Here is a 19,834-nt window from a genome sequence, read left to right as displayed (position 1 = left end):
CTCCGTCCGCACCGCATCTGGCGCGGTGACACCCGGCGAAGGACGCGCACAGCGCGCTCCGGGCTTCGGCGGTTGCCGCAGATCTGGAGGTATGGGGGGTGGTGCCTCGCACTGGGTGCTCCTCGTTCCCGGCCGCGGCGTGCGGCCGTACGCGTGGGGGTCCCGGGCCCTACTGCACCCGGGTCGTACTGGAACGGGCGCGCGCCTCAAGGAACTTGGGCGCACACCTGCGCCAGACGGTGCCAGGAAAACGCCTGCTGGGGGAGGGGCACCGGCAGAGTGTTACCCAGGCTTAATCTCTCTCCGCCCAAACCCTGCGTACCCGTCGACTGCCGCGGGGGCGCGCCGCGGCCGGAGTCGCGTGGTCGGTCGACCCGTGGAGGCCGGTCCAGGCGGCCGCGTTTCATCGTCCCAGCTCAGGAGGTGCGAACAGGGTGATGTTTACCGTTGCGTTCAAAATGCGAACGAGTGGTCAATAAAGTGAAAGCGGTCCGTTACCGCACAGTCCGTAATCATCCAGCCACCGAAGAGGTTCCCCATGAGCGACGAGTCCGCCGCTCCCACAGGGCTGACCAACAAGTCCGTGGTCAAGGCGGCGCGATTGTTGCGGGAACTGGCGGCGCAGCCGCGCGGCGGTGCCACCGTGACCACGCTGGCGAAGGCCGTCGGGATCTCCCGGCCGACCGCCTTCCGGCTGCTGCTCAGCCTGGAGCAGACCGCTCTCGTGGACCGCATCGACAACAACTACGTGCTCGGCTGCGAGCTGGCCCGGCTCGGCCGATACGCGGATCCGCACTCCGGTGTGGTCCGGCGCGCGCAGCCGCTGCTGCAGGAGCTGGCGGATCACCTCAACGAGTCGGTCACCCTGTCCGCCGCCACGCCGAACGACAACCTCGAACTGATCGCGGAGGCGTACGGCTCGCACGTCGTCGGCGTCATGAACCAGGGTATGCGCGACCAGCACTATCCGCTGCACGCCAACTCGACGGGGAAGGTGCCGGCACTCCGTGATGGTGGGCGGCTCGGCCGGGCGCGGGGCCTCAGGGCGAGTGCCTGAGCGAAAACGAATGATTCTCCTCGGTACTCGTGCGACCCGCTCTGGTCCGGTCGCGTTCATAGCGGGGACGGAGCCGGGCGCGGGTTCTCGACATCGCCGTCCGACTTTTTCTGGCTCTTGGGAATGGGGCCCGGGCCCGGGTGAGCCGCGTCTGGCGTGAGCTGGGCCATATGAACCCATTGCCCGATATGGGAGCGTGGTGTGCTCCCCATGCGCACACGTTGTGTCATCGGGTGTGCTCTCATCCCCACCCCCCAAGGAGTCCCATGCCCCGCCGCGTACGCTCCGTTCCGCCCGTCGTTCTGGCAGGTGGTGCGCTGACCCTCGGTGTCGGCGGCCTGTACGTCGCCGGGCTGCTCGCGGGCGGTGACATCGACGCGGGTACGACCGTGCACGGTGTCGACATCGGGGGCCTGAGCCGGGCGGCGGCGACGCAGAAGCTGGACACACGCCTGTCGGCGGCCGGCTCGAAGGACCTGGTCGTGAAGGTCGGCGACCGCGTCGGCAAGGTGGACCCGCAGCAGGCCGGGCTCTCCGTCGATGTACGGAAGACCGTCGACCGGGCGGCCCACACCGGCGCTGATCCGATCACCGTGATCGGCGGGCTCTTCGGCTCGGGCGGCGACGTCGAGCCAGTGGTCCGTACGGACGAGGGCAAGGCCCGTGCCGCTCTGGAGGAGCTGGCGAAGACCCACGACCAGAAGGTCCGCGAAGGCGCCGTGACCTTCGACGACGGCGAGGCGAGGGCGGTCGCGCCGCGCAGCGGGTACGCCGTGGACGTGAACGCGGCGATCGGCACGCTGCGTACCGCCTTCGCCGGCGGAGAGACGGACGGCGACGAGACGGCCGGCAGCGAGGCCACGGCCCTGCCCACCCGCGAGACCAAGCCCAAGGTCACCGCCGAAGAGACGCGGCGGGCGCTGCGCCAGTTCGCGCGCCCGGCCATGTCGGCACCGATCACACTCACCCTGGGTGACAAGCGGCTCACGGTCAGCCAGGCCACTCTGGGTGCGCACCTCAAGATGCGACCGGACGACGCCGGCAAGCTGACCCCGAAGGTCGACGCCAAGGGTCTGCGTGCCGACCCCGCGGTGGCCCGGCCCCTGTCCAAGATCGCCGGCCCGGCCCGGGACGCCGAGCTGCGGCTCGACGGAGACAAGGTCGTGGTGGGCGCCGACGCCAAGATCGGCCAGGAGTTCACGGACAAGGCGCTGACCAAGGCCGTCATGCCGCTGCTCACCCGGTCGGGCGCGGACGCCCGTACCGGCGAGGTGGCGACGGAGAAGACCCAGCCGAAGGTGACCCGCGAGAACGCCGCACAGCTGGGCCTGAAGGAGAAGATGTCCTCCTTCACCGTGAACTTCGAACCGGCCCCTTACCGTACGAAGAACATCGGCCGGGCGGTACAGCTCATCAACGGCTCGCTCGTCCGGCCTGGCGAGACCTGGAGCCTCAACAAGACCGTCGGCGAGCGCACCAAGGCCAATGGCTTCACCGACGGCACGATCATCCTCGACGGCCAGTACACCAAGGCGGCCGGCGGCGGTGTGTCGACCGTGGCCACGACCACGTACAACGCGTTGTTCTTCGCCGGGCTGAAGCCCGTGGAGCACGGCGCCCACTCCTTCTACATCGAGCGCTACCCCGAGGGTCGCGAGGCAACGGTCGCGTGGGGCAGCCTGGACCTCAAGTTCAACAACGACTCCGGCAAGGCCGTCTACATCCAGGCGAAGGCCACCGATACCTCCGTGACGGTCACCTTCCTCGGCACCAAGAAGTACGACGACGTGAAGGCGATCAAGGGCCCGCGCACCCATGTACAGAAGCCGGGGGTGCGGCCGGGCGCCAAGAAGGACTGCGAGCCGCAGACCCCGCTCGAAGGCTTCGACGTCACCGTGCAGCGGGTCTTCTACCAGGGCGGCGAGGAAGTGAAGCGCGAGCCGTTCCGCACCCACTACATCCCGCGTGACCGGGTGACCTGCGACTGATCACGATCTCCGCCTTGCTGACAAGGCATGGCCGGAAACAAGCGGCGCGACATCGCCGAGTATGCGACGTCGAGGTCGGTAAGAATCTTCTGAAGCGTCTCGGGTGCACCGGCTCGGAGCGGGCTGGTGCCGATGAGCCCTGCTACTGAGGACAGATCGCCGCTGTTGAACCGGGATTCAGGTGTGGCCGGTGGCTGGACCCGGTAGGTGCGCCAGACGTGCGCGGCGGAGTTGTAGAGGACGAGGTACGGGGCCGCCCAGGCCGCGAACGCCCACCGGGTCCGGCCCCGGGCCCGGACCAGCACCCCTCGGGGCCGGTGTCGTCCGAGCCGGGTGGCTGCCCTGGCCACGACCGGAATCGGGTTGGCGAAGGAGCCGTGGATGGTCCAGAGCCCGTCCTCCCACTCGACCTCCCAGCCTGCCTGACGGAGTTCTTCCACCGCCGCAGCGGAGGGATCGTCCTCCCGCGCCAGTGCGACAAGCCGCTCCACCTCGCTCCAGGCGGCCGTACGAGCATGTGGCTGTTGCGGCGGGAACAGCAGGTCCGCCGCCTCGGCAGGGTCCGCGCGAGCGATCAGTTCGCTGCTGTCCCGCCAGGCCCGCGCGGCCCGCACGTCCAGTTCTCCGCCGCCGGTGAGGGTGGCGTCCTGGCTGAGGAGCGCCATCAGCACGGCTACGACCGCGTCCCTGCGTTGTTGCGCCTCGTGAGGGTCCAGCCGCTCATTCGGTGTGCCGGCTTCCGGGTGGAGGGAGCGAAGAAGCTCACTGAGCGTGTCGCGCCAGCTTTGATCGTGCTCCTCCCAGACTCCGGCGGCGAGGAGCTGGACGAGCAGGCTCGCTACGGTCAGCCGGACCGGGAGGGGGAACGGCGAACGGCTGGGGGGAGTGGAACGGTTGCGGGGAGAGGAACGGTCGCGGGGAGAGGCGTTGTCGGGCACGGGAGCGATTGCCCTGACCCAACGCCTGGCCCACATGCGGTAGGGGGCTCGCAGGTCAGGCGGGACCACCGGTACCCCGGGCCGGCCCATGGCGCCGGGCTCCTCGGCCTCTTCCTCCTCGTCCGTGCTGTCCGCCTCGTCCAGCTCGGTGACTGCGTCGGCGTTGACCGGGGACACAATCCACTGCGATGACGGTGCCTGCGGGAGGGCGAACTGTGTCGTTCTGAGGGCCAGTGCGGTCATGGCATCGCCCATCATCCGCCGGCATTCCTGAACGTAGGAGTCCCACTGATCGCCGTTGTGCACGGCCGTGGTCACCGTGCCGGCCGCGTTGTGCTCCGCCCCACTCGTGCCGGGTCCGGTGTGGGCGGACCGGGGGATGAGTTCGCGTAGGCGCAGCAGGTCGGCTTCGAAGCGGCGAGCGGCGCTCTCGTCGGTGAACAGCGTCTGCACCGTGTACGTGTGGCTCAGCCGGGGGCCGCTGTCGGTGCCGTCGCGCCGGGCGCAGTGTATGGGGCTGTACGCGAAAACAACCGGGGACTCCAAGGTACGGCCGTCCGATCCGGCGCAGGTGGCGCGCACGGCCGTACCCCGGTCCTGCAGCAGGGGAAAGGAGTGCTCCCTGCTTCCAGCAGGGATGCTGCCGAGTGGCGTCCAGGAGCCGGGCGAGCCGTCCGGTGAGACGCTGATCAGTACGGGAGTCGGCCACGTGCCGGCCAGCGAGATGTGCATGCCTTCGCTGTTCGTCTTCGCTCCGAGCAGGACGAGTGCTGGTCGGCTCCTGGAGGCGGAGTGCCGGACAGTACTGCCTGCGAGGGTCGCGAGCGGGGCGACCTGCCCTTCCTCGGGGAGCAGCAGCGCGGTGTCCGATGCGAGTACGGCGAGTTCGCAGTTACCGCCGTTCCTCGTGCTGGTACCCAGGGCTGCGCGAGTGAGGTTGGGGCTTCCGGTGAGGGCGTGCCACTGGTCGCCCGTCCGCCACTCGATGAGCTTGCCGTGGAGCATCCGTGTCTCGGGGAGAAGGCGGACGTCGGTGAGGGTGCCGTCGAGAGCCCTCCTGATCGTCGCGGCGTCGTAACTCGTCCAGCGGGGCTGAATTCCCAGAACGGTCCGGCGTGGTGCGAGGCGCTCGACGATCGCGGACAGGGCCTTGCCCGAGGGGTCGACGAAGGGGGCGTATGCATGCAGTTCGTCGACGGGGCCGGTGGGAAGCTGCTCCAGCAGGCTCCGGCGCAGATTGTGCAGCAGCCGGGGGCCGCTCTCCGTCCCCGCCGGCGCCTTGATGTGCTGTTCGGTCAGAAGCTGGGAGATGTACTGGAGGTGCTCGGCCGACCAGGGCGCCATGTCTACGGTGTGCGGCAGCTCCTCCAGCCAGTCCGCAAGGTCGGCCAGCATGGCGTGGGAGGCGCCGTCCTCGGTCTTCACCACCGTCCACAGTTCGTCGTTGGCTCCCCAGCCGGACAGTGTGGGGTTCCCCGACCCCACCGCCAGGTGGCAGCCGCTCTCGCCGGTCAGCAGGACGACCTTCGGGTGGAACGCGCCACGGCAGGACGCGAAGCCGTGCAGGTAACTACGGCCGGCCAGGCGGACGTCGACGGCGTCGTACAGACCCTGGGCGGCGTCGCCGATCACCGCGGTGCGGGCGCCGAGCCCCCGGGCCACCGGAATGGCAACCCGCTCCAGGAAGGGAAGGTCGACGGTGTAACCGAGGAAGACCGCCTCGTGCAGGGCCCGGCCCTCGGCGGCCCAGGACTGCAGGAGTGTGACGGGGGACGCGAAGTGGGGGTGGTGTGCCGCTTTCACCGGTCGCCTCCCAGCCTGGCGCGTCCGTCCGCCGTGACGATGTGCTTGCCGTCCAGCTCCGAGAAGAGCCCCAGTTGTTGCGCGACAAAACCGAGCTGGGGGAGGCGTGTGCCGATATTGGCGCTGCCTTCCTCGCCGGTCTTGAAGTACCGCTCGTTACGCAGATGCAGGCGGGAGAAGAGCTTGACTCTCCCCGTTGCCGGATCGATGCGCGATTTGGCGAGAGCCACTCGACGGGACTGGGCCAGCATGTCCTCCACCAGCCGCGCCGCGAAGTCGCGGGCCGGCCGGTCGGCGTAGTCCTTGATGAGGCCGTCGACCCAGGTGGGATCGAGGAACTCGGCCGAACCCCTGCGACGGCTGAGGAAAAGGGCACGCTCGTCGCCCTCCAGATGTCCCTCCCGAGACCGCAGAGCCCCCACAACGAGCAGAGACACCTGAGCCATTGGAGTGTCACCGTATTCACGCAGAAGCTCGCGCTCCGCGGGCAGCAGCCGGCCCTCCTGGCTCTTCAAGGGAGGCAGACCGTTCAGGAACTGCCTCAGAGTCCGCGACGGGGCTTGCTGGGCCAGCCAGTCGCACAGTTCCTCAACCGACCGGTCCGCCGCACCGTCCTGCGAGCCGATGTCCGCGACCAGCGCGGCCCATAACCGTCGCCAGGCACCGACGGAGTAGTGGCGCAGCAGCACTCCCCGCCAGCCGGCAGCTTGCGGAATGCGCGCGAGGACCGGATCGGAGTGGAGCGAGTCTCCGAAGGCCACCGCGGAGCGCATGGTCTCCTCGAAGGTGTCGCCGTCCGGGCCGCGGAGTTCGATCGACCGGGCGAGGACCCTCAGCGTCGCGCGCCGTGTACGGTCGGTCGTCTCCCACTCTTCGGGTACGTGAATTGCGCCGACGCCGGTGGCCGTGAACAGGTTCGTCAGCCACTCCCGCTCGGCGGGACAGGGGGAGCCGAGGGCTGCCTGCCCGGCTTCGTTCAGGTCCGTTGCGGACACTGTGTCCCGCTCACTGAGCGCGAGCGACAACAGTGGGGCGAAGAGTGCCCTCACCTCGGAAGGGCAGCGATGTCTGCCTGCACGCAGGGCACCGTCCCGGATGTCCACGGTGCCCACTATCGAGGAGGGAGTGCCGTACTGGCTCCAGAAGCCCCATGCGCGGGGCGAGTAGGACTCGTTCCGCTTCTCTTCGTCGGCAGCTTGTGCCAACGCCAGGTCCTCGGTGTGGAAGCGCCGGACGCGATCCGCTCCGTGCGGAGACCATGACGGGTCGGCCTCCGCGTGGGGCGGGAGAGCGGCCAGTAACACCTCGGAGCGTCGTACCAGACGACGGCATGCGGCCGCATCCAGTCCGTGCTGTGCGGCGAAGTCCGAGAGCGCGGCGTACAGCGAGTAGTACCGGATGTATCGGGTGACTGTGGAAACCCCTGGGACCAGCCGCTCCACCGATCGCATCACGGGACTCTCTACAGCCAGCGGATACCGGCCTGCCTGCATCCCCAGCCCGTCCAGTGCCCACGCGGGACCCTGTACGTCCACACCCACTCGACCACCCCTCGCAGTTGCCGGCATCGGGCCTCAACACCAGTAACTACGAGACTACTCAGTGGCTGTGGCCGCTCAGACGTGCGCGGCGATCCAGGAGAGCACCTTGTTCTTGATGCCGGAGGCTTCGAGGATGGCGCCGCCGTGGGCGTCTCCGGGGATGGTTTCGACGGTGACGCCGTTGGCGGGCATGTCGTGGTCGACTTCTTCGGCGCGTTCGAGGTCGGTGGAGTGGGTGACGGGGATGAAGTCGCCTTCGGAGTGGAGGAGGTACATGGGGGCGTCGTTGGCTCCGGAGGCGCGGTTTTTGACGACGGTGTCCTTCCAGGTGTCCCAGCAGCTGGGGTGCATGGAGGTGTCGGTGTCCGCGGGGTCCGGGTAGCAGCGGGTCAGGACGGCGGCGTTGTCACGGACCTTGCGTTCCTTGGCGGTGCTGGTGTCGTGGTTGCCGTCGTTCCAGGCGCGGTAGGGGGAGTTGACGGGGGAGAGGCCGACGACGCCCTTCACCCGGTCGGCGCCGGAGCCGTAGGTCGCCACCGCCGTGCCGATCTGGCCGCCCGCGGAGGAGCCCAGGATGACGATGCGGTTGGGGTCGAGGTCGAAGCGGGCGGCGTTGGATTTGATCCAGGTGAGCGCGGAGAGGGCGTCGTTGCGCTGGGCGGGCCAGGGGGCGTCGAAGTTGAGGCGGTAGTCGACGGAGAAGGTGGCGTACCCGGCGTCGGCGAAGGTACGGGACCAGGTGGCCCAGCCGGCGTCCTCGTACCAGTAGCCGCCGTGGAGGATGACGATGCCCGGCTGCGTGCCGCTGGTGGCGTTCCAGTAGGCGTCCAGCTTCTGGCGGGTGTGGGAGCCGTAGGCGTAGGTGGCTTCGCTGCGGGATTCCGCGGCAGCGGTGTTTGCCGGCTGTGTTGCCGCGCGGGCGTTGCCGGCGTTGGTGGCCTGGCTGCTGCCCGTATCGATGGTCAGGAGTGCCGCGATGAGTGCGGTACATAACGTGACGTATGCCAGGTAACGCCGCATGGAAATCATGGAAGCCTGCCCTTCACCACAGTGAGCAGGCACCCGTGAATCTGGGCGCACCCCATGGAGCGAGCGGCACGAACAGGGCGTGATCGCGGGGGTCGCGCTCGAACGCCTGCCTTATTCGAGCGAGCGGAACTATAGCCATGCGGACAAGCAGCATGTCAATGCTCAGAGGGTAAATGCGCGATTTGTTCGCCCTTCCCCTGAGAGAGGGTGACTTCCTGTTATTGATTGCTGTATCACACCCTTTGGCGTGTCAATTTCTGAGTCATCCTTGACAGTTGTGGCTGCCGTTGCCGTAGCTTTGCCGCCGCTTCGCTCGGTCTTGGGGTGAAGACCGGTGCAAAAAACAGCAAATGGGGTGGGGTGTCTGCTATGCGTACGACGCCTCCGGCAACGTCACGGCCATCGCGGACACACCCACCGGCGGTCAGGCGGACGTCCAGCACTTCCGACGGGACGGCCGCCTCGGGCAACCGTAAGGAACAGGTCATCCACGGTGGTGCCGGTGCCGGTGCCGGTGACACGACCCGGACGTATTCCTACGGGGACGCGGGGGTCCGGTTCACGTGGAGGCCGTGTGCGTTCAGGGCGGCTTGACGCAGCCGGGTGCCGCCCGTCCGGCAGGCGAAAGTCGATCGGCGCCGGCAGGCCGTGGGTATCTCAGGTCTTCGTTTCCAGGATCAGGGCGGTGGGCTCGTGCCGCGCTGTCGAGCGGGATGACGGGGTGCTTGCCGGCCGCCCTGGGGGGCCGGGCATACGGTCATTCCGGGGATTGCGAGCCGTCCGGGGGGCGGAGGCCGGGCTGCGCGCCGTTCGGCTCGTCCGGGGGGCGGAGATCGGGTCTGCGGGACGGTGCGAGGCTGGAGACCACCTCGGTGAGGACGGTGCATGCCTGCTCGATCTTCTGGTACGTGTTCTCCCGCTCGGCGACGACGGCCGCCAGCAGCAGGGTGGTCAGTGAGGCCGCGCCGTTGAGCGCCTGCAGGATGACCATGGTCTCGACGATGCTCTCGTCCGCGAACGGCCCGCGGTGCTGGGCCGCCGCCACCACGGTGAGTACGGACAGCAGCAGTACGCACGGCGCGGCGCCGACCAGGCGGGTGCGCAGCGCGGCCCAGACCAGCAGGGGGAAGACCAGGAACAGCAGGTGGAGCGAGATGTTGGTGACGGCGATCGTGACGGCCGCCGTGGCGGCCAGCAGTACCGCGGGCTCGGCCCACTCCCGCAGGCCCTCCTCCATGAGCGGCCGGGCGGCGTGCAGGCTGAGCAGTACCGGCGTGACCACCAGCACCCCCATCGCATCCCCGGTCCACCACGCCGACCAAGCGCGCCAGAATTCGGTCGCGGAGACCTCGCCGGTGAGCAGCAGCGTTCCGCTGCCCACCCCGGAGCTGATCAGCGTCCCGGCGAGGCCGCCGAAGACCAGCAGCAGGCCGTCGCTCAACCGGTCGAGCCCGGTCCGGATGCCTGCGCGCCGCAGCAGCAGGTAGGAGCAGAGCGGGCCCGCCGTGTTGCCGAAGGCGATCGCGAGGGTGGCGGGGGTCAGCGGCCCGAGGGTCAGCATGATCAGCACTGCGCCCAGGGCGATCCCGGGCCAGACGCGGACGCCGGCGAGCAGCAGACAGGCCAGGGCCACGCCGGTGGGCGGCCACAGTGGCGTGACGCGCGCGCCCGCGATGACCACCTGTTCCAGCAGGCCGAGTTTCCCGGTCGCGGCGTACGCGACGGCGACGACGAGGATCATGAGTCCCGTCGTCACCGGGGGCCGCAAGCCTTCGGATGATCGCACCACGTCGCCATCAGACAACGGTCCGTGCCCGAGGCGGGCCGTGACACGCGGGGCCGCGCCCGGTCGCTCACCCGTCGTAGCGCAGAACCAGTACCGCCGCGTCGTCGCTGTGCCCGGTCAGATCGGCCACCGTGATGACCTTGGCCGCCAGCTCGTCCGGCGGGCCGTCGGCCCCGGCCCGGACGATCCGCAGTACATGTTCCAGCCCGGCCTCTATCGGGAATGCCGGTCCTTCCAGTACTCCGTCCGTGACCAGGGCGCATGCTCCCGGCGCGGACAGCGGGTGACGGGTGACCGGGAAGTGCTCACCGGGTGTGATGCCCAGGGGTATGCCTCCGTCGTCCGGGGTGATGCCGTCCTGCCCGTCGACCGTCGCCCATATGGTGGGGACGTGGCCGGCCCGGGCGCCGGACAGTTCCCGGGTGGCCGGGTCGAAGCGGAGAAAGGTGCAGGTCGCGAAGAGACTGCTGTCCAACGTCGTGAGCAGGTCGTTGGTACGGCTGAGCACCTCGCCGGGGTCGGGGGTGAACGCGGCCACCGCCCGCAGGCCGATGCGTACCTGCCCCATGAAGGCCGCCGCCTCCACGTCGTGGCCCTGCACGTCGCCCACGGAGAACCCGAGCGACCCGTCGGGCAGCCGGAAGCCGTCGTACCAGTCGCCGCCGATGTCCAGGCCGTCCCGCGCGGGTGAATAACGGGCGGCCGCCCGCAGCCCGGGCAGTTCGGGGAGGTGGTCCGGCAGCATCTCGCGCTGCAGGGCCTCGGCCAGCTCGACCCGGGCCCGCTGCAGCTCCGCCCGCTCCAGCGCCTGGGCCGTGAGCCGCCCGAGCTCCGCCAGCAGGCTGTCGGCGTTCGCGGGCCGATGGGAACGATGCCGGGACATTGACCCTCCGAGGTACCTCGGACCATGAGCCGCTACGCGAGATCACGCGAGACCACGGGACCACGAGGGGCTGGGGAGGACGCCTGAGCAGCCCTCGCGCTCGATGGTAGTGCAGTTCCCCCACCGGGCGCCTGCCGATGCGGGCCGCCCCGGACCGCCCCGACTACGCCCGGTGGCCACGGTCACTGTGTGTCGAAGTCCGTCCCCCGGGAGACCGGCTCCCATGCGGTGAGTTCCGCCCGTACCGAGTCGAGGTGTCCGATGAGGGAGTCCACCGCGTCGCCGCCGAGGGCGAGTCGCAGCGGGGTGTTGTCGGCGTCCAGGGCCTGCCGGATCGCCGCGGCGGCCTTCGCCGGGTCGCCGGGTTGGGTGCCGTCGCCGTTCTGTACCAGCTTCCGGGTGGCGCCGACCTTCTCCGCGTACGCCGGGTGTTCCTGGGAGAAGTAGGCCGCGCCCGTGCCGAACAGGTTGGTGCGGAAGGCGCCGGGCTCCACGATCAGTACCTTGATGCCGAACGGTGCCACCTCGTCGGCCAGGCCCTCCGAGAGCTGTTCCAGCGCGGCCTTGGTCGCGCTGTACGCGGAGAAGCCGGCGAAGGACATCTGCCCGCCGAAACTGCTGATGTTCACGATCGATCCGCTGCCCCGCTCCCGCATCTGCGGCAGCAACGCCCGCGTCAGCCGCGCCGGACCGAACACGTGCAGCTCGAAGAGGTCACGCAGCTCGTCGTCGGTGGTCTCCTCGAACGCTCCGACCTGCGTGCGTCCGGCGTTGTTCACCAGCACGTCCACCCGGCCGTAGCGGGCCACGATGTCCGCGGCCACCGCGTCGATCCGCTCGCCGTCGGTGATGTCCAGGCCGATCGCCTCCACCCGGTCGGGGTGCGCGGCGACCAGGTCGGCCAGCGCCTCGGTGCGTCGAGCCGTGCCGATCACGGTGTCACCGGCGGCGATGGCGGCCTGGGCGATGGCCCGCCCGAAACCGCTGCTCGCGCCGGTGACCAGCCAGACTTTGCCGCTGCTGTGGTTGGTGTCGTTGCTGTTCGCGTTGGCGTTGGCGTTGGCGTTGGCGTTGTTCGTCATGGGTTTCTCCCTCGTTGACTGTCGTTCGGGGGTCGTTCGGGGGTCGTTCGGCGGCGCGGGCCGCCCCGTCGACAGCCCTCATCCTTTGCCGTGCACGGGGCCATGTCCAAGATCTGTTGTGATAGCCATGGGTTATGGATGTCCATGGGCGCGATCTGCGCTACTTCGCCGCCGTCGCCGAGGAGTTGAACTTCACGCGGGCCGCCGAGCGGCTGTTCATCTCCCAGCCGGCGCTGAGCAAGCAGATACGGATGCTGGAGAAGCAGCTCGGGGCGGAGCTGTTCCACCGGGACCGGCGGGTGGTGCGGTTGACGGCGGTGGGGGAGGTGCTGTTGCCGCACGCCCGCAGGACGCTGGCCGCCTGGCAGGCCGCCGAGGCGGCGGTGGAGGAGGCGAAGGCCACCGAGCGGCACACCCTGGTGATCGGCATGTCCACCAGCCCGGGCCGCGGGCTGCTGCCCGCCTTGCGTACCCGGCTCCTCTCCCGGCATCCGGAGGCGAGGCCCGTCCTGCGGCAGGTCAACTGGGCCGATCCCACTGCCGGGTTGGCGGACGGGGGCAGCGATGTCGCCTTCGTCTGGCTGCCGCTGCCGGACGGCGACCGTTACCGGTACGCGGTAGTGGCGCGCGAGCCGCTCCTCGTGGCGCTGCCGGACGGACACCCTCTGGCGGCACGGGCCGCGGCTGATCGTGAGGGGGCGGTGGATTTCGCCGATCTCCTGGACGAGCCGTTTCTCGCCCTCCCCGCCGAGGCCGGTCCGCTGCGGGACTACTGGCTGGCCCTGGACGCCCGGAACGGTCGCGCGCCGCGGATCGGCGGGGTGGTGGGCAGCGCCGAGGAGACCCACGAGGCGGTCGCCAATGGCCAGGGCGTGGTGCTGCTGGCCAGTGGCAACGCTCCGCTGGTCGTCCGGGACGAGGTGATCGCCGTGCCGGTCCGCGGCCTGGCTCCGTCCCAACTGGCGGTGGCCGCGCGCCGGGACGACGAGCGGCCACTGGCGGTGGCCTACCTGGCCGCGGCGGCGAAGGTCGGAGCCGGCGCCTTGTGAACCGGGCAGCTCCGACGGCGGAGAGTTTCCGGGCGCCTCACGTGGACAGAGCGTTGCGCCTCATGCGGACAGAGCGTTGCGCCTCACGTGGACAGAGCGTTGCGTCTCACCCGGACAGGGCGTTGTGTCTCACCCGGACAGCGCGTGGGAGACCTCCGCCGCCCACTCCCACGGCGCGGCCGTGCCGCCCGGTTGTGAGTTGAAGTACTCCCAGCCGGCGACCCCGGCGAAGCCCGGGTGCCTGGCGGTCAGCTTGCCGAGCGTGGATTTCAGGGTGGTGATGTCGACGTAGCCGCTGCCGCCGTTGCTGGGATCGGTGAGCGAGCCGGCCACCACCTTCTGCTCCGGCACGACGCCCCGGGCGATGATGTCGTCGTAACTGCGGGTGCCGGACATACTGCCCCAGCCGTTGTAGAACTGGGCGTTGAACCACGCGATGTCGTCACCGCGGTCCCGGTACAGCTGCTCGTAGTCGAAGCCCGACAGATTGCCGCCGCCGCTGAGCGCGGTGCCCACGGGAGCGAGTGTGATGAGGAAATCCGGACCGAAGTCGGCACGCAGCGCGTCGATCACCCGCTCGATGCCGGCGAGCGACATGTCCTCCTCGACATCGAGGTCCACGCCGTTCAGCCCGTACTTCTCGATGAAGTCCCGCAAGAGCGGGTAATAGGTGTCGAATTCGGTGTCGAGACGGGTGAAACTGCCCGGTGCGGCACCGCCGACCATGGCCAGTACGTTGACCCCTTGGCCCTGCATGGCCTTGAGGTCCCGCCACATCCGGTCGAACTTCGCCGCGCTCGGCGGATCGTCGTTCAAGTGCACTGGAGCGTAAGGGCCGTTGACGTCATTGAGGTGCACGGCCGCCACCAGTACGTCCGTCACACCCGTCCGGTGCTCGGTCAGCGCCAGCGGCGAGACGTATGTCCCGTTGTGATACTGCGTCTGGTAGTAGACGACCACCCGCCGCCCCGCCTTGTCCTTGCGCCGCGCCGCCCAGGCACCGCCCGCCGACGTCCCCACGGACGCGCCCACTGCCAGCGCCCCGATAAGGAAACTACGCCTCTTTACGCTCACAGCCCGACTCCCATTCCTCGCGTCACAACTGCCACACCGAGTCGCCGTAATTCTGGCGACACGGCGCCGTGCCCGGCTAGTGACGAGAACCAACTAATGCGCATTAGTGGGTTGTTGCCGGCGCGGGCCGGCCCCGGCGCTGATGTCCGACGCGGGGCTCGCCGGGACCAACCATGCGCCGGGGCCGGTTCACGGGCTCACGGGCTCACGGGTTCACGGGTTCACGGGTTCACCACGATGCGGGCCTCGTTGTTGGTGAGGTCCGGGTCGAAGGTGCGGACGGGCGGCTCGTAGGCGTCGTTCCAGATGGCCGCGGTGGCGCCGGCGCCGGGGAGCACCTCGTCGATGCGGAGGCCGAAGGTGAAGCGGTGGGTGGACTCCGTACCGGCCTCGGTCAGATAGATGGGGGTGAAGCAGCGGTAGCGCGGCGCGCCGAGCTGTTCGTCGCGGTAGCCGCCGGAGGCGGTCCGGGCCTCGCAGTTGTCCGGCTTGGCGGTGACCGTGGTCCCGGCGGGGATGTTCACGTCGACCGTCGCGGCCGGGTCACCGGCCGACAGGGAGGCGACCCAGGCCGGTCCTTGGTTCCGCACCGTCACCGACGCCTGCACGGTCTCGCCCGCGGCGCCGGAGACCTGCGACCCGGTCAGCCGGTAGTCGGCGGTGTTCTTCGCGCGCACGGACAGCATCCGGTACGGGTCGGTCTCCTCGTCGGTCGCGGGTGCCGGGGAGAGGTCCAGTTCGGCGCCGCTTCCGGGGGTGAAGACCTGGCCGTGGCGCTGCTCGTCGCGGGCCTGCTCGGAGTAGGGCTGCACCGAGTAGTCGATGCGGTCGAAGAGCGCGTTGTCCTTGGCGCGGAAGCCGAGCGGCAGCGAGTGGTACGAGCCGGGCGCCGCCTTCTCGTCCAGGGTGCAGAGCAGGGTGCGGCCGGTGTCGCCGTCGTTGTACTCGCAGTTGGCCGGGACCGGGCCGCGCAGCTTCACTCCGCGGGAGGTGAACAGGGTGAGGAGGGTGCGGTCCGCGGTGCGGTTGCCCTTGTTGGCGAGGGTGACCGGGGTGTCGAAGGCCGCGCCGGGGGCCAGGCCGGTGACGGACGCGGCCTGGGTCAGGCCGAGTGCGGGGCCGTTGCCGACGGCGACGCGGGTCTCGCCGGGCCAGGCCGTCATGCCGCCGGCCTCGGCGGAGTACCGCACGTACCCCTCACTCGCGTCCGGCGCGCCGGCCTTCGCGGTCAGCCCGATCGCGGCGGCCGGTGCGTAGCCGCCGCCGGGCAGTTCGGGGGTGTCGCAGAGGGCGGTGGTGTCGGTCTGGGGCCGGCAGTTCGCGGGCCAGCTGACGTCGGCGAACGCGGCGATCCCGGAGACGTCCACGGAGAGCGTGCCGGCGGGCACGGTGGTGCCGGTGTTGTCGTGGCTGACCAGGATCGTCAGCGTCTGCGAGGGCGCCGGCGAGCCGTCCTCGTACGGCCCGGAGAGCGTCATCTCGTACGGGTCGGAGTAGACCCACAGCATGTCGGAGGCGGCGGCCGCGGGCAGCGCGCCGGGACCGAGCACCGCGGCGAAGGCGGCGGTGGAGGCCAGTACGGGCGCGAGCAGGACGCGCCCGGTGCGACGGGAGAGGAACATTTTCTTCACGCGAACATGACATGCGTGCTGGTCAAAAGGTTGTACGCGCGGGCGACCTCGTCGGCACGGCCGGCGTGCCACTCCTGAGCCGGAGCGACTGGAGGCGGCGTCAGGCCAGTGCGCGCAGTGCCTCACCGAGCGTCGCCACGCCCTCGGCGATGACGCCGGGGGAAGTGGCGGCGTAGCCGAGGACGAGGCCGGGGCGGCCGGGGCGCTGCCGGTGCCACGACAGCGGCTGGCACTTCACGCCCCGGGCGAGCATGGCGGCGGCGAGCTCGGTGTCGGCTACCTCCGGCGCGAACGTGACGGTCAGGTGCAGGCCGGCCGCCGCGCCGTGCACGACCGCGTCCGGGAGGTGTTGGGTGATGGCGTCGATCATCGCGTCGCGGCGCCGCCGGTGCCGGCCGCGCATCAGCCGCAGATGCCGTTCCAGGTCGCCGGACTCCATCAGCCGGGCGAGCACGAGTTGCGGCAGCACCGCATTGCCCAGGTCGGTGAAGCGTTTGGCGTCGGTCAGCGCTTCCCGGTATCGGGGCGGCGGCACCACCCAGCCGATCCGCAGCGCGGGCGCGAGCAGCTTGGACACGCTGCCCATGTAACACACCCGGTCAGCCAGCAACGAGCGCAGCGCGGGCACCGGTGGCCGGTCGTAGCGGTGTTCCGCGTCGTAGTCGTCCTCCATGATCAGCCCACCGTCCGCAGCCCAGCGCAGCAGCTCGCGGCGGCGTTCGCCGCTCGTCACCACGCCGGTGGGGAACTGGTGGGCGGGCGTGAGCAGTACCGCGCGGGCGCCGGTGGCGCGCAGCGCGTCGACGCGTACGCCGTCCTCGTCCACCGGCACCGGCGGGGTGGCCAGAGCGCCGTTCCGCAAGTGCTGGCGGGTACCGAGTGAGCCGGGGTCCTCCACCGCGACGCCATCGATGCCGTCCGCCCGCAGCACGGGATGAAGGAGGGTGAGTGCCTGCGCGGTGCCGGCGACGATCAGTACCTCGTCGGGATCGACCCGGATGCCGCGGCTGCGCGCCAGCCAGCCGGCGACGGCACGGCGCAGCCGCGGAGCGCCGCGGGGGTCGCCGTATCCGAGGTTCTCGGCGGCCAGTTCGGCGAGCACGGCTCGCTCGGCGCGCAGCCAGGCCGCGCGGGGGAAGGCGGCCAGGTCGGGCTGGCCGGGGGTGAAGTCGATGCGGGCGCGGGTGGCGCGCAGTGCGTCGAAGACGTCGGCACCGGGTTCGCCGGTGAACCGTGCGTCTGGCGCCAACTGGTCGGTGGAGGACGGTACTTGGCCCCGGTACGGCCGGGTCGCGGAGGGCGCGTCCGGTGCCATGGGCGGTGCCGTGACCACCACCGTGCCGCCGCGCCGGCGCCCCTCGACGTGGCCGTCCTCGGTCAGCCGCCGGTACGCCTCGGTGACCACCCCGCGGGAGACGCGCAGCTCGGCGGCGAGTACCCGGGAGGGCGGCAGCCTGTTGCCCACCGCCAGCCGGCCGTCCGCTATCGCCTGCCGCAGCCGCCGGGCCAGCCAGTCCGCCTTGCCGCCGGCGGGCGCGTCACCCGCGTCGAGCTGCAGGAAATCGGAGCCGTACGCAGGGGCTCTACCGTCCTCCCCCTCATTCACCATGCCCATGGTGTCATGCGGCACTGCTGCTTCGGCCCGCGGCGCGGGCGGTGTACTCCGCGACGCGCGGGCCGACATCGGCGGCGGAGCCGACACCGGTGGTGGGGCCGACACCGGTGGCGTGCAGCGCGCCCGCGGCGAGTTCGGGGTAGTCGGACCGGGTGGCGTCCGCGTGCCGGAAGCGCATGGTCATGCCACCGCCAGCCGCGCGCTCAGGCCCACGAAACAGGCGGCGAACACCCGGCGCATGCCGGTCATCAGCCCCGGCCGGGCCAGCACGCGGTCGCGTACGGCGGCGGCGCACATGCCGTACCCGGCGAACACGACGAAGGTCAGCGTCATGAAGACGGCGCCGAGCCGCCACATCGTGCCCAGGGAGCCCGGCTCGCCGGCCGGGACGAACTGCGGGAGGAACGCGACGAAGAACATCGTGAGCTTCGGGTTGAGCAGGTTGAGCAGCACTCCGGAGGCGATCACGCGCGCCGCCGGCCGTGGTTCGGCCTCCTCCGCGACGGTCAGTGCGTCCTTGTCGCGGAGGGTCGCCCACGCCATGTACAGCAGGTAGCCGACCCCGAGGTACTTCACTGCCTCGTAGGCGACGGCGCTGGTGTGCAGCAGCGCGGCGAGGCCGGTGACCGTCGCGACCAGGTGCGGCACAACGCCGAGGGTGCAGCCGAGCGCGGCGACCACGCTCGCCCGTCGGCCATGGGACAGCCCGGCGGCCAGCGTGTACACCACGCCGGTGCCGGGGGTGACCACCACGACCAGGGTGGTCAGCAGGAACGCCGCGCTCAAGGGGACCTCCGTACGGTTCGGGGTCCTCCCACCCTGTCGCCGCTATGGCCCGGCGGACAGAGCCAAAGTGTGCCGAGCCGATTGGTCCATATGGGCGGGCGAGCAGGGGATCAGGCCGTGGTCGGGTCCTTCTCGAGGATCGTCTTCAGCTCCGACATCATCATGGTCCAGCCGCCGCTGACGCCCTCGAGCATCTTGGAGTCGGCCGAGGTGAAGCCGTCGTGCGTGATGGTCAGCTTCACGCCCAGCTCCGGCTCCTCGGCCGGCTCGATGTCGAAGGTGACCTTCGAGCGCTCCTTGGCCGCCTCGGCGAACTCCGCGTCGCTCATGCCGAACATCTCCTGGTGCATCGGCTGCAGCGTGTGCCAGGTGTAGGCGAGCCGCTTGCCGGGCTCCGACTCGGTGACGACCTGCCCGAGATCCTGCGGCTCACCGCCGTCCTCGACCGGCCACAGCACCTTCGAGCCGACCTTCCAGTCGGAGGAGGGCGCCCAGCCGCCGTGGTACTGCTTCAGGAACTCGGGGCTGGTCAGTCCCTCCCAGAGCTTCTCGGGCGTGGTGTGGATGTAGATCGTGTAGACGTACTCCGGCTTGGTCATCGCCGTTCCTTTCAGGGCGTGCTTCAGGTTGCTGAGCGCGGCCATCCGGCCCCGTTCGTACTTGCCGATCCAGCGGTCGGCGATTTCGTCGATGGGCACGGGATTGAGGTAGTGCAGCCTCTCCCGGCCGCGCCGGACCACCGTGACCAGGCCCGCGCCCTCCAGCACCGCCAGGTGCTTGGACACCGCCTGCCTGGTCATTTCCAGCCCCGCGCACAGCTCGCGCAGGCTCTGCCCGTTCCGCTCGTTCAGCCGGTCCAGCAGCCGCCTGCGGCTCGCGTCCGCGAGCGCCTTGAACACCTCGTCCATGCCATCCAACCCCCTCACCCTCAGGTTGGCAACCATTTGGTTGCATGTCAACCGGAGGCCCGCCCATCGGGGGCGGCGTGGTTGCTCTACGGGTCCTGGTCGGGTGCCGTGATACCGAGGTCGACGCGCATGAGGCGGCGCATTCTCCACAAGGGATCCCACACCTCGTCCATGCTCTCCCAGGCGGCTTCCAGGTTCTCTCCGTGCCGCCCGGTGCCGCCGTCGAGCCGCTTCAGCAGGCCGTAGAGGCCGCCGAGGTGACGGTTGGCCGTGCTGGCCGCCTCCGCCACCGGGTCGGGCAGCACCATCTGGGCCTCGGCGTGGCGCAGGCGGTGCTCGCGGTGCGCCTGGTCCAGATCGGACCGCAGCTCCTCGGTCACCGCGCCTGCTTCGAGGGCGTGGAGGACCTTCGTCATCACGTTGGCCAAGTCGCGAGTGCCGGCGCTGAGCTTGGCGTAGCAGGCGCGCCGCGCCTCGAGCTGCGCCTGGCGCGTCGCGTACTCCCGTTCGTCCTGCTGGAGTTGGCGCGCGTGTGCCAGCTCGCGGACCCTGGCGCGGTCGGCACCGCGCTGTGTGATCACGGCGGCCGCGAGCGTGCCGCCAATGCCCAGCACCGCGATCAGGATCTGGCTGATTGAGCTGTCAAAGCTGTCCAAGCTGTCCC

The 19,834-nt window shown here is 70.2% G+C and carries 16 protein-coding genes; 3 read left to right on the top strand and 13 right to left on the bottom strand.

Annotation, left to right across the window (positions count from 1 at the left end):
• Positions 1–538: 538 nt before the first annotated feature.
• Together ACIGXO_RS27465 and ACIGXO_RS27460 are read left to right on the top strand one after the other, a co-directional pair.
• Positions 539–1,057 carry a helix-turn-helix domain-containing protein gene (locus ACIGXO_RS27465; RefSeq protein WP_399792062.1) on the top strand — a complete coding sequence of 173 codons (519 nt, stop codon included), beginning with the start codon at positions 539–541 and terminating at the stop codon, positions 1,055–1,057.
• 266 nt (positions 1,058–1,323) lie between these two features.
• The gene (locus ACIGXO_RS27460) at positions 1,324–3,045 is read left to right on the top strand and encodes a VanW family protein (RefSeq protein ID WP_399792060.1); all 1,722 of its coding nucleotides are present in this window, start codon (positions 1,324–1,326) and stop codon (positions 3,043–3,045) included.
• Here the strand turns inward: ACIGXO_RS27460 and ACIGXO_RS27455 are convergent.
• The 6 genes from ACIGXO_RS27455 to ACIGXO_RS27430 form a co-directional block, all read right to left on the bottom strand.
• Positions 3,012–5,786 (bottom strand): hypothetical protein, encoded by a 2,775-nt coding sequence (locus tag ACIGXO_RS27455; RefSeq protein WP_399792058.1) that lies wholly within the window; start codon positions 5,784–5,786, stop codon positions 3,012–3,014. The two genes, ACIGXO_RS27460 and ACIGXO_RS27455, sit on opposite strands and share 34 nt — an antisense overlap.
• Positions 5,783–7,237 carry a hypothetical protein gene (locus tag ACIGXO_RS27450; protein ID WP_399792056.1) on the bottom strand — a complete coding sequence of 485 codons (1,455 nt, stop codon included), beginning with the start codon at positions 7,235–7,237 and terminating at the stop codon, positions 5,783–5,785. The genes ACIGXO_RS27455 and ACIGXO_RS27450 overlap by 4 nt, the downstream gene beginning before the upstream one ends.
• A 165-nt stretch (positions 7,238–7,402) precedes the next feature.
• A complete protein-coding gene (locus ACIGXO_RS27445; protein WP_399792054.1) occupies positions 7,403–8,347 on the bottom strand; it encodes an alpha/beta hydrolase in 945 nt (314 codons plus the stop codon).
• Between the two features lie 766 nt (positions 8,348–9,113).
• Entirely contained in the window at positions 9,114–10,112 is a 999-nt protein-coding gene (locus ACIGXO_RS27440) for an MASE1 domain-containing protein (RefSeq protein WP_399792052.1), read from the bottom strand.
• 97 nt (positions 10,113–10,209) lie between these two features.
• On the bottom strand, positions 10,210–11,025 hold the full coding sequence (locus ACIGXO_RS27435; RefSeq protein WP_399792051.1) for a PP2C family protein-serine/threonine phosphatase: 816 nt from the start codon (positions 11,023–11,025) through the stop codon (positions 10,210–10,212).
• A gap of 182 nt (positions 11,026–11,207) precedes the next feature.
• Positions 11,208–12,107 carry an oxidoreductase gene (locus ACIGXO_RS27430; RefSeq protein ID WP_399792049.1) on the bottom strand — a complete coding sequence of 300 codons (900 nt, stop codon included), beginning with the start codon at positions 12,105–12,107 and terminating at the stop codon, positions 11,208–11,210.
• A 134-nt stretch (positions 12,108–12,241) separates the two neighbouring features.
• Here ACIGXO_RS27430 and ACIGXO_RS27425 point away from each other — a divergent pair, with 134 nt between their 5' ends.
• Positions 12,242–13,156, top strand: a complete 915-nt coding sequence (locus ACIGXO_RS27425) for a LysR substrate-binding domain-containing protein (protein WP_399792047.1) — start codon at positions 12,242–12,244, stop codon at positions 13,154–13,156.
• A 129-nt stretch (positions 13,157–13,285) separates the two neighbouring features.
• Here ACIGXO_RS27425 and ACIGXO_RS27420 read toward each other — a convergent pair whose 3' ends face one another.
• From ACIGXO_RS27420 to ACIGXO_RS27390, 7 genes are all read right to left on the bottom strand, one after another.
• Positions 13,286–14,176, bottom strand: a complete 891-nt coding sequence (locus tag ACIGXO_RS27420; RefSeq protein WP_399792045.1) for a chitinase — start codon at positions 14,174–14,176, stop codon at positions 13,286–13,288.
• 275 nt (positions 14,177–14,451) lie between these two features.
• Positions 14,452–15,852, bottom strand: a complete 1,401-nt coding sequence (locus ACIGXO_RS27415; protein WP_399792173.1) for a hypothetical protein — start codon at positions 15,850–15,852, stop codon at positions 14,452–14,454.
• A 109-nt stretch (positions 15,853–15,961) separates the two neighbouring features.
• Entirely contained in the window at positions 15,962–17,476 is a 1,515-nt protein-coding gene (locus tag ACIGXO_RS27410) for a PLP-dependent aminotransferase family protein (protein WP_399792043.1), read from the bottom strand.
• 4 nt (positions 17,477–17,480) lie between these two features.
• A complete protein-coding gene (locus tag ACIGXO_RS27405) occupies positions 17,481–17,660 on the bottom strand; it encodes a hypothetical protein (protein WP_399792041.1) in 180 nt (59 codons plus the stop codon).
• Entirely contained in the window at positions 17,657–18,262 is a 606-nt protein-coding gene (locus ACIGXO_RS27400; RefSeq protein ID WP_399792039.1) for a LysE family translocator, read from the bottom strand. Before ACIGXO_RS27400 ends, ACIGXO_RS27405 begins: the two co-directional genes overlap by 4 nt.
• Positions 18,263–18,372: 110 nt before the next feature.
• Positions 18,373–19,170 (bottom strand): ArsR/SmtB family transcription factor, encoded by a 798-nt coding sequence (locus tag ACIGXO_RS27395; protein WP_399792037.1) that lies wholly within the window; start codon positions 19,168–19,170, stop codon positions 18,373–18,375.
• Between the two features lie 86 nt (positions 19,171–19,256).
• Complete coding sequence (locus ACIGXO_RS27390) at positions 19,257–19,826, bottom strand: hypothetical protein (RefSeq protein ID WP_399792035.1); 570 nt, start codon at positions 19,824–19,826, stop codon at positions 19,257–19,259.
• Positions 19,827–19,834: the final 8 nt, after the last annotated feature.

Origin of the sequence: Streptomyces sp. NPDC053542 (assembly GCF_044544685.1) — a bacterium.
Classification (GTDB): domain Bacteria; phylum Actinomycetota; class Actinomycetes; order Streptomycetales; family Streptomycetaceae; genus Streptomyces.
The sequence above is the reverse complement of the archived record's forward strand: the minus strand, read 5'-3'. Positions and strand labels throughout refer to the sequence as shown.

Bases quoted from the DNA above. Each gene is read 5' to 3' on its own strand.
- ACIGXO_RS27410 (WP_399792043.1), bottom strand. From the start codon at position 17,476: ATGGGCATGGTGAATGAGGGGGAGGACGGTAGAGCCCCTGCGTACGGC.
- ACIGXO_RS27465 (WP_399792062.1), top strand. From the start codon at position 539: ATGAGCGACGAGTCCGCCGCTCCCACAGGGCTGACCAACAAGTCCGTG.
- ACIGXO_RS27435 (WP_399792051.1), bottom strand. From the start codon at position 11,025: ATGTCCCGGCATCGTTCCCATCGGCCCGCGAACGCCGACAGCCTGCTG.
- ACIGXO_RS27460 (WP_399792060.1), top strand. From the start codon at position 1,324: ATGCCCCGCCGCGTACGCTCCGTTCCGCCCGTCGTTCTGGCAGGTGGT.
- ACIGXO_RS27450 (WP_399792056.1), bottom strand. From the start codon at position 7,237: ATGCGATCGGTGGAGCGGCTGGTCCCAGGGGTTTCCACAGTCACCCGA.
- ACIGXO_RS27415 (WP_399792173.1), bottom strand. From the start codon at position 15,852: ATGTTCCTCTCCCGTCGCACCGGGCGCGTCCTGCTCGCGCCCGTACTG.
- ACIGXO_RS27430 (WP_399792049.1), bottom strand. From the start codon at position 12,107: ATGACGAACAACGCCAACGCCAACGCCAACGCCAACGCGAACAGCAAC.
- ACIGXO_RS27395 (WP_399792037.1), bottom strand. From the start codon at position 19,170: ATGGACGAGGTGTTCAAGGCGCTCGCGGACGCGAGCCGCAGGCGGCTG.
- ACIGXO_RS27425 (WP_399792047.1), top strand. From the start codon at position 12,242: ATGGATGTCCATGGGCGCGATCTGCGCTACTTCGCCGCCGTCGCCGAG.
- ACIGXO_RS27405 (WP_399792041.1), bottom strand. From the start codon at position 17,660: ATGACCATGCGCTTCCGGCACGCGGACGCCACCCGGTCCGACTACCCC.
- ACIGXO_RS27445 (WP_399792054.1), bottom strand. From the start codon at position 8,347: ATGCGGCGTTACCTGGCATACGTCACGTTATGTACCGCACTCATCGCG.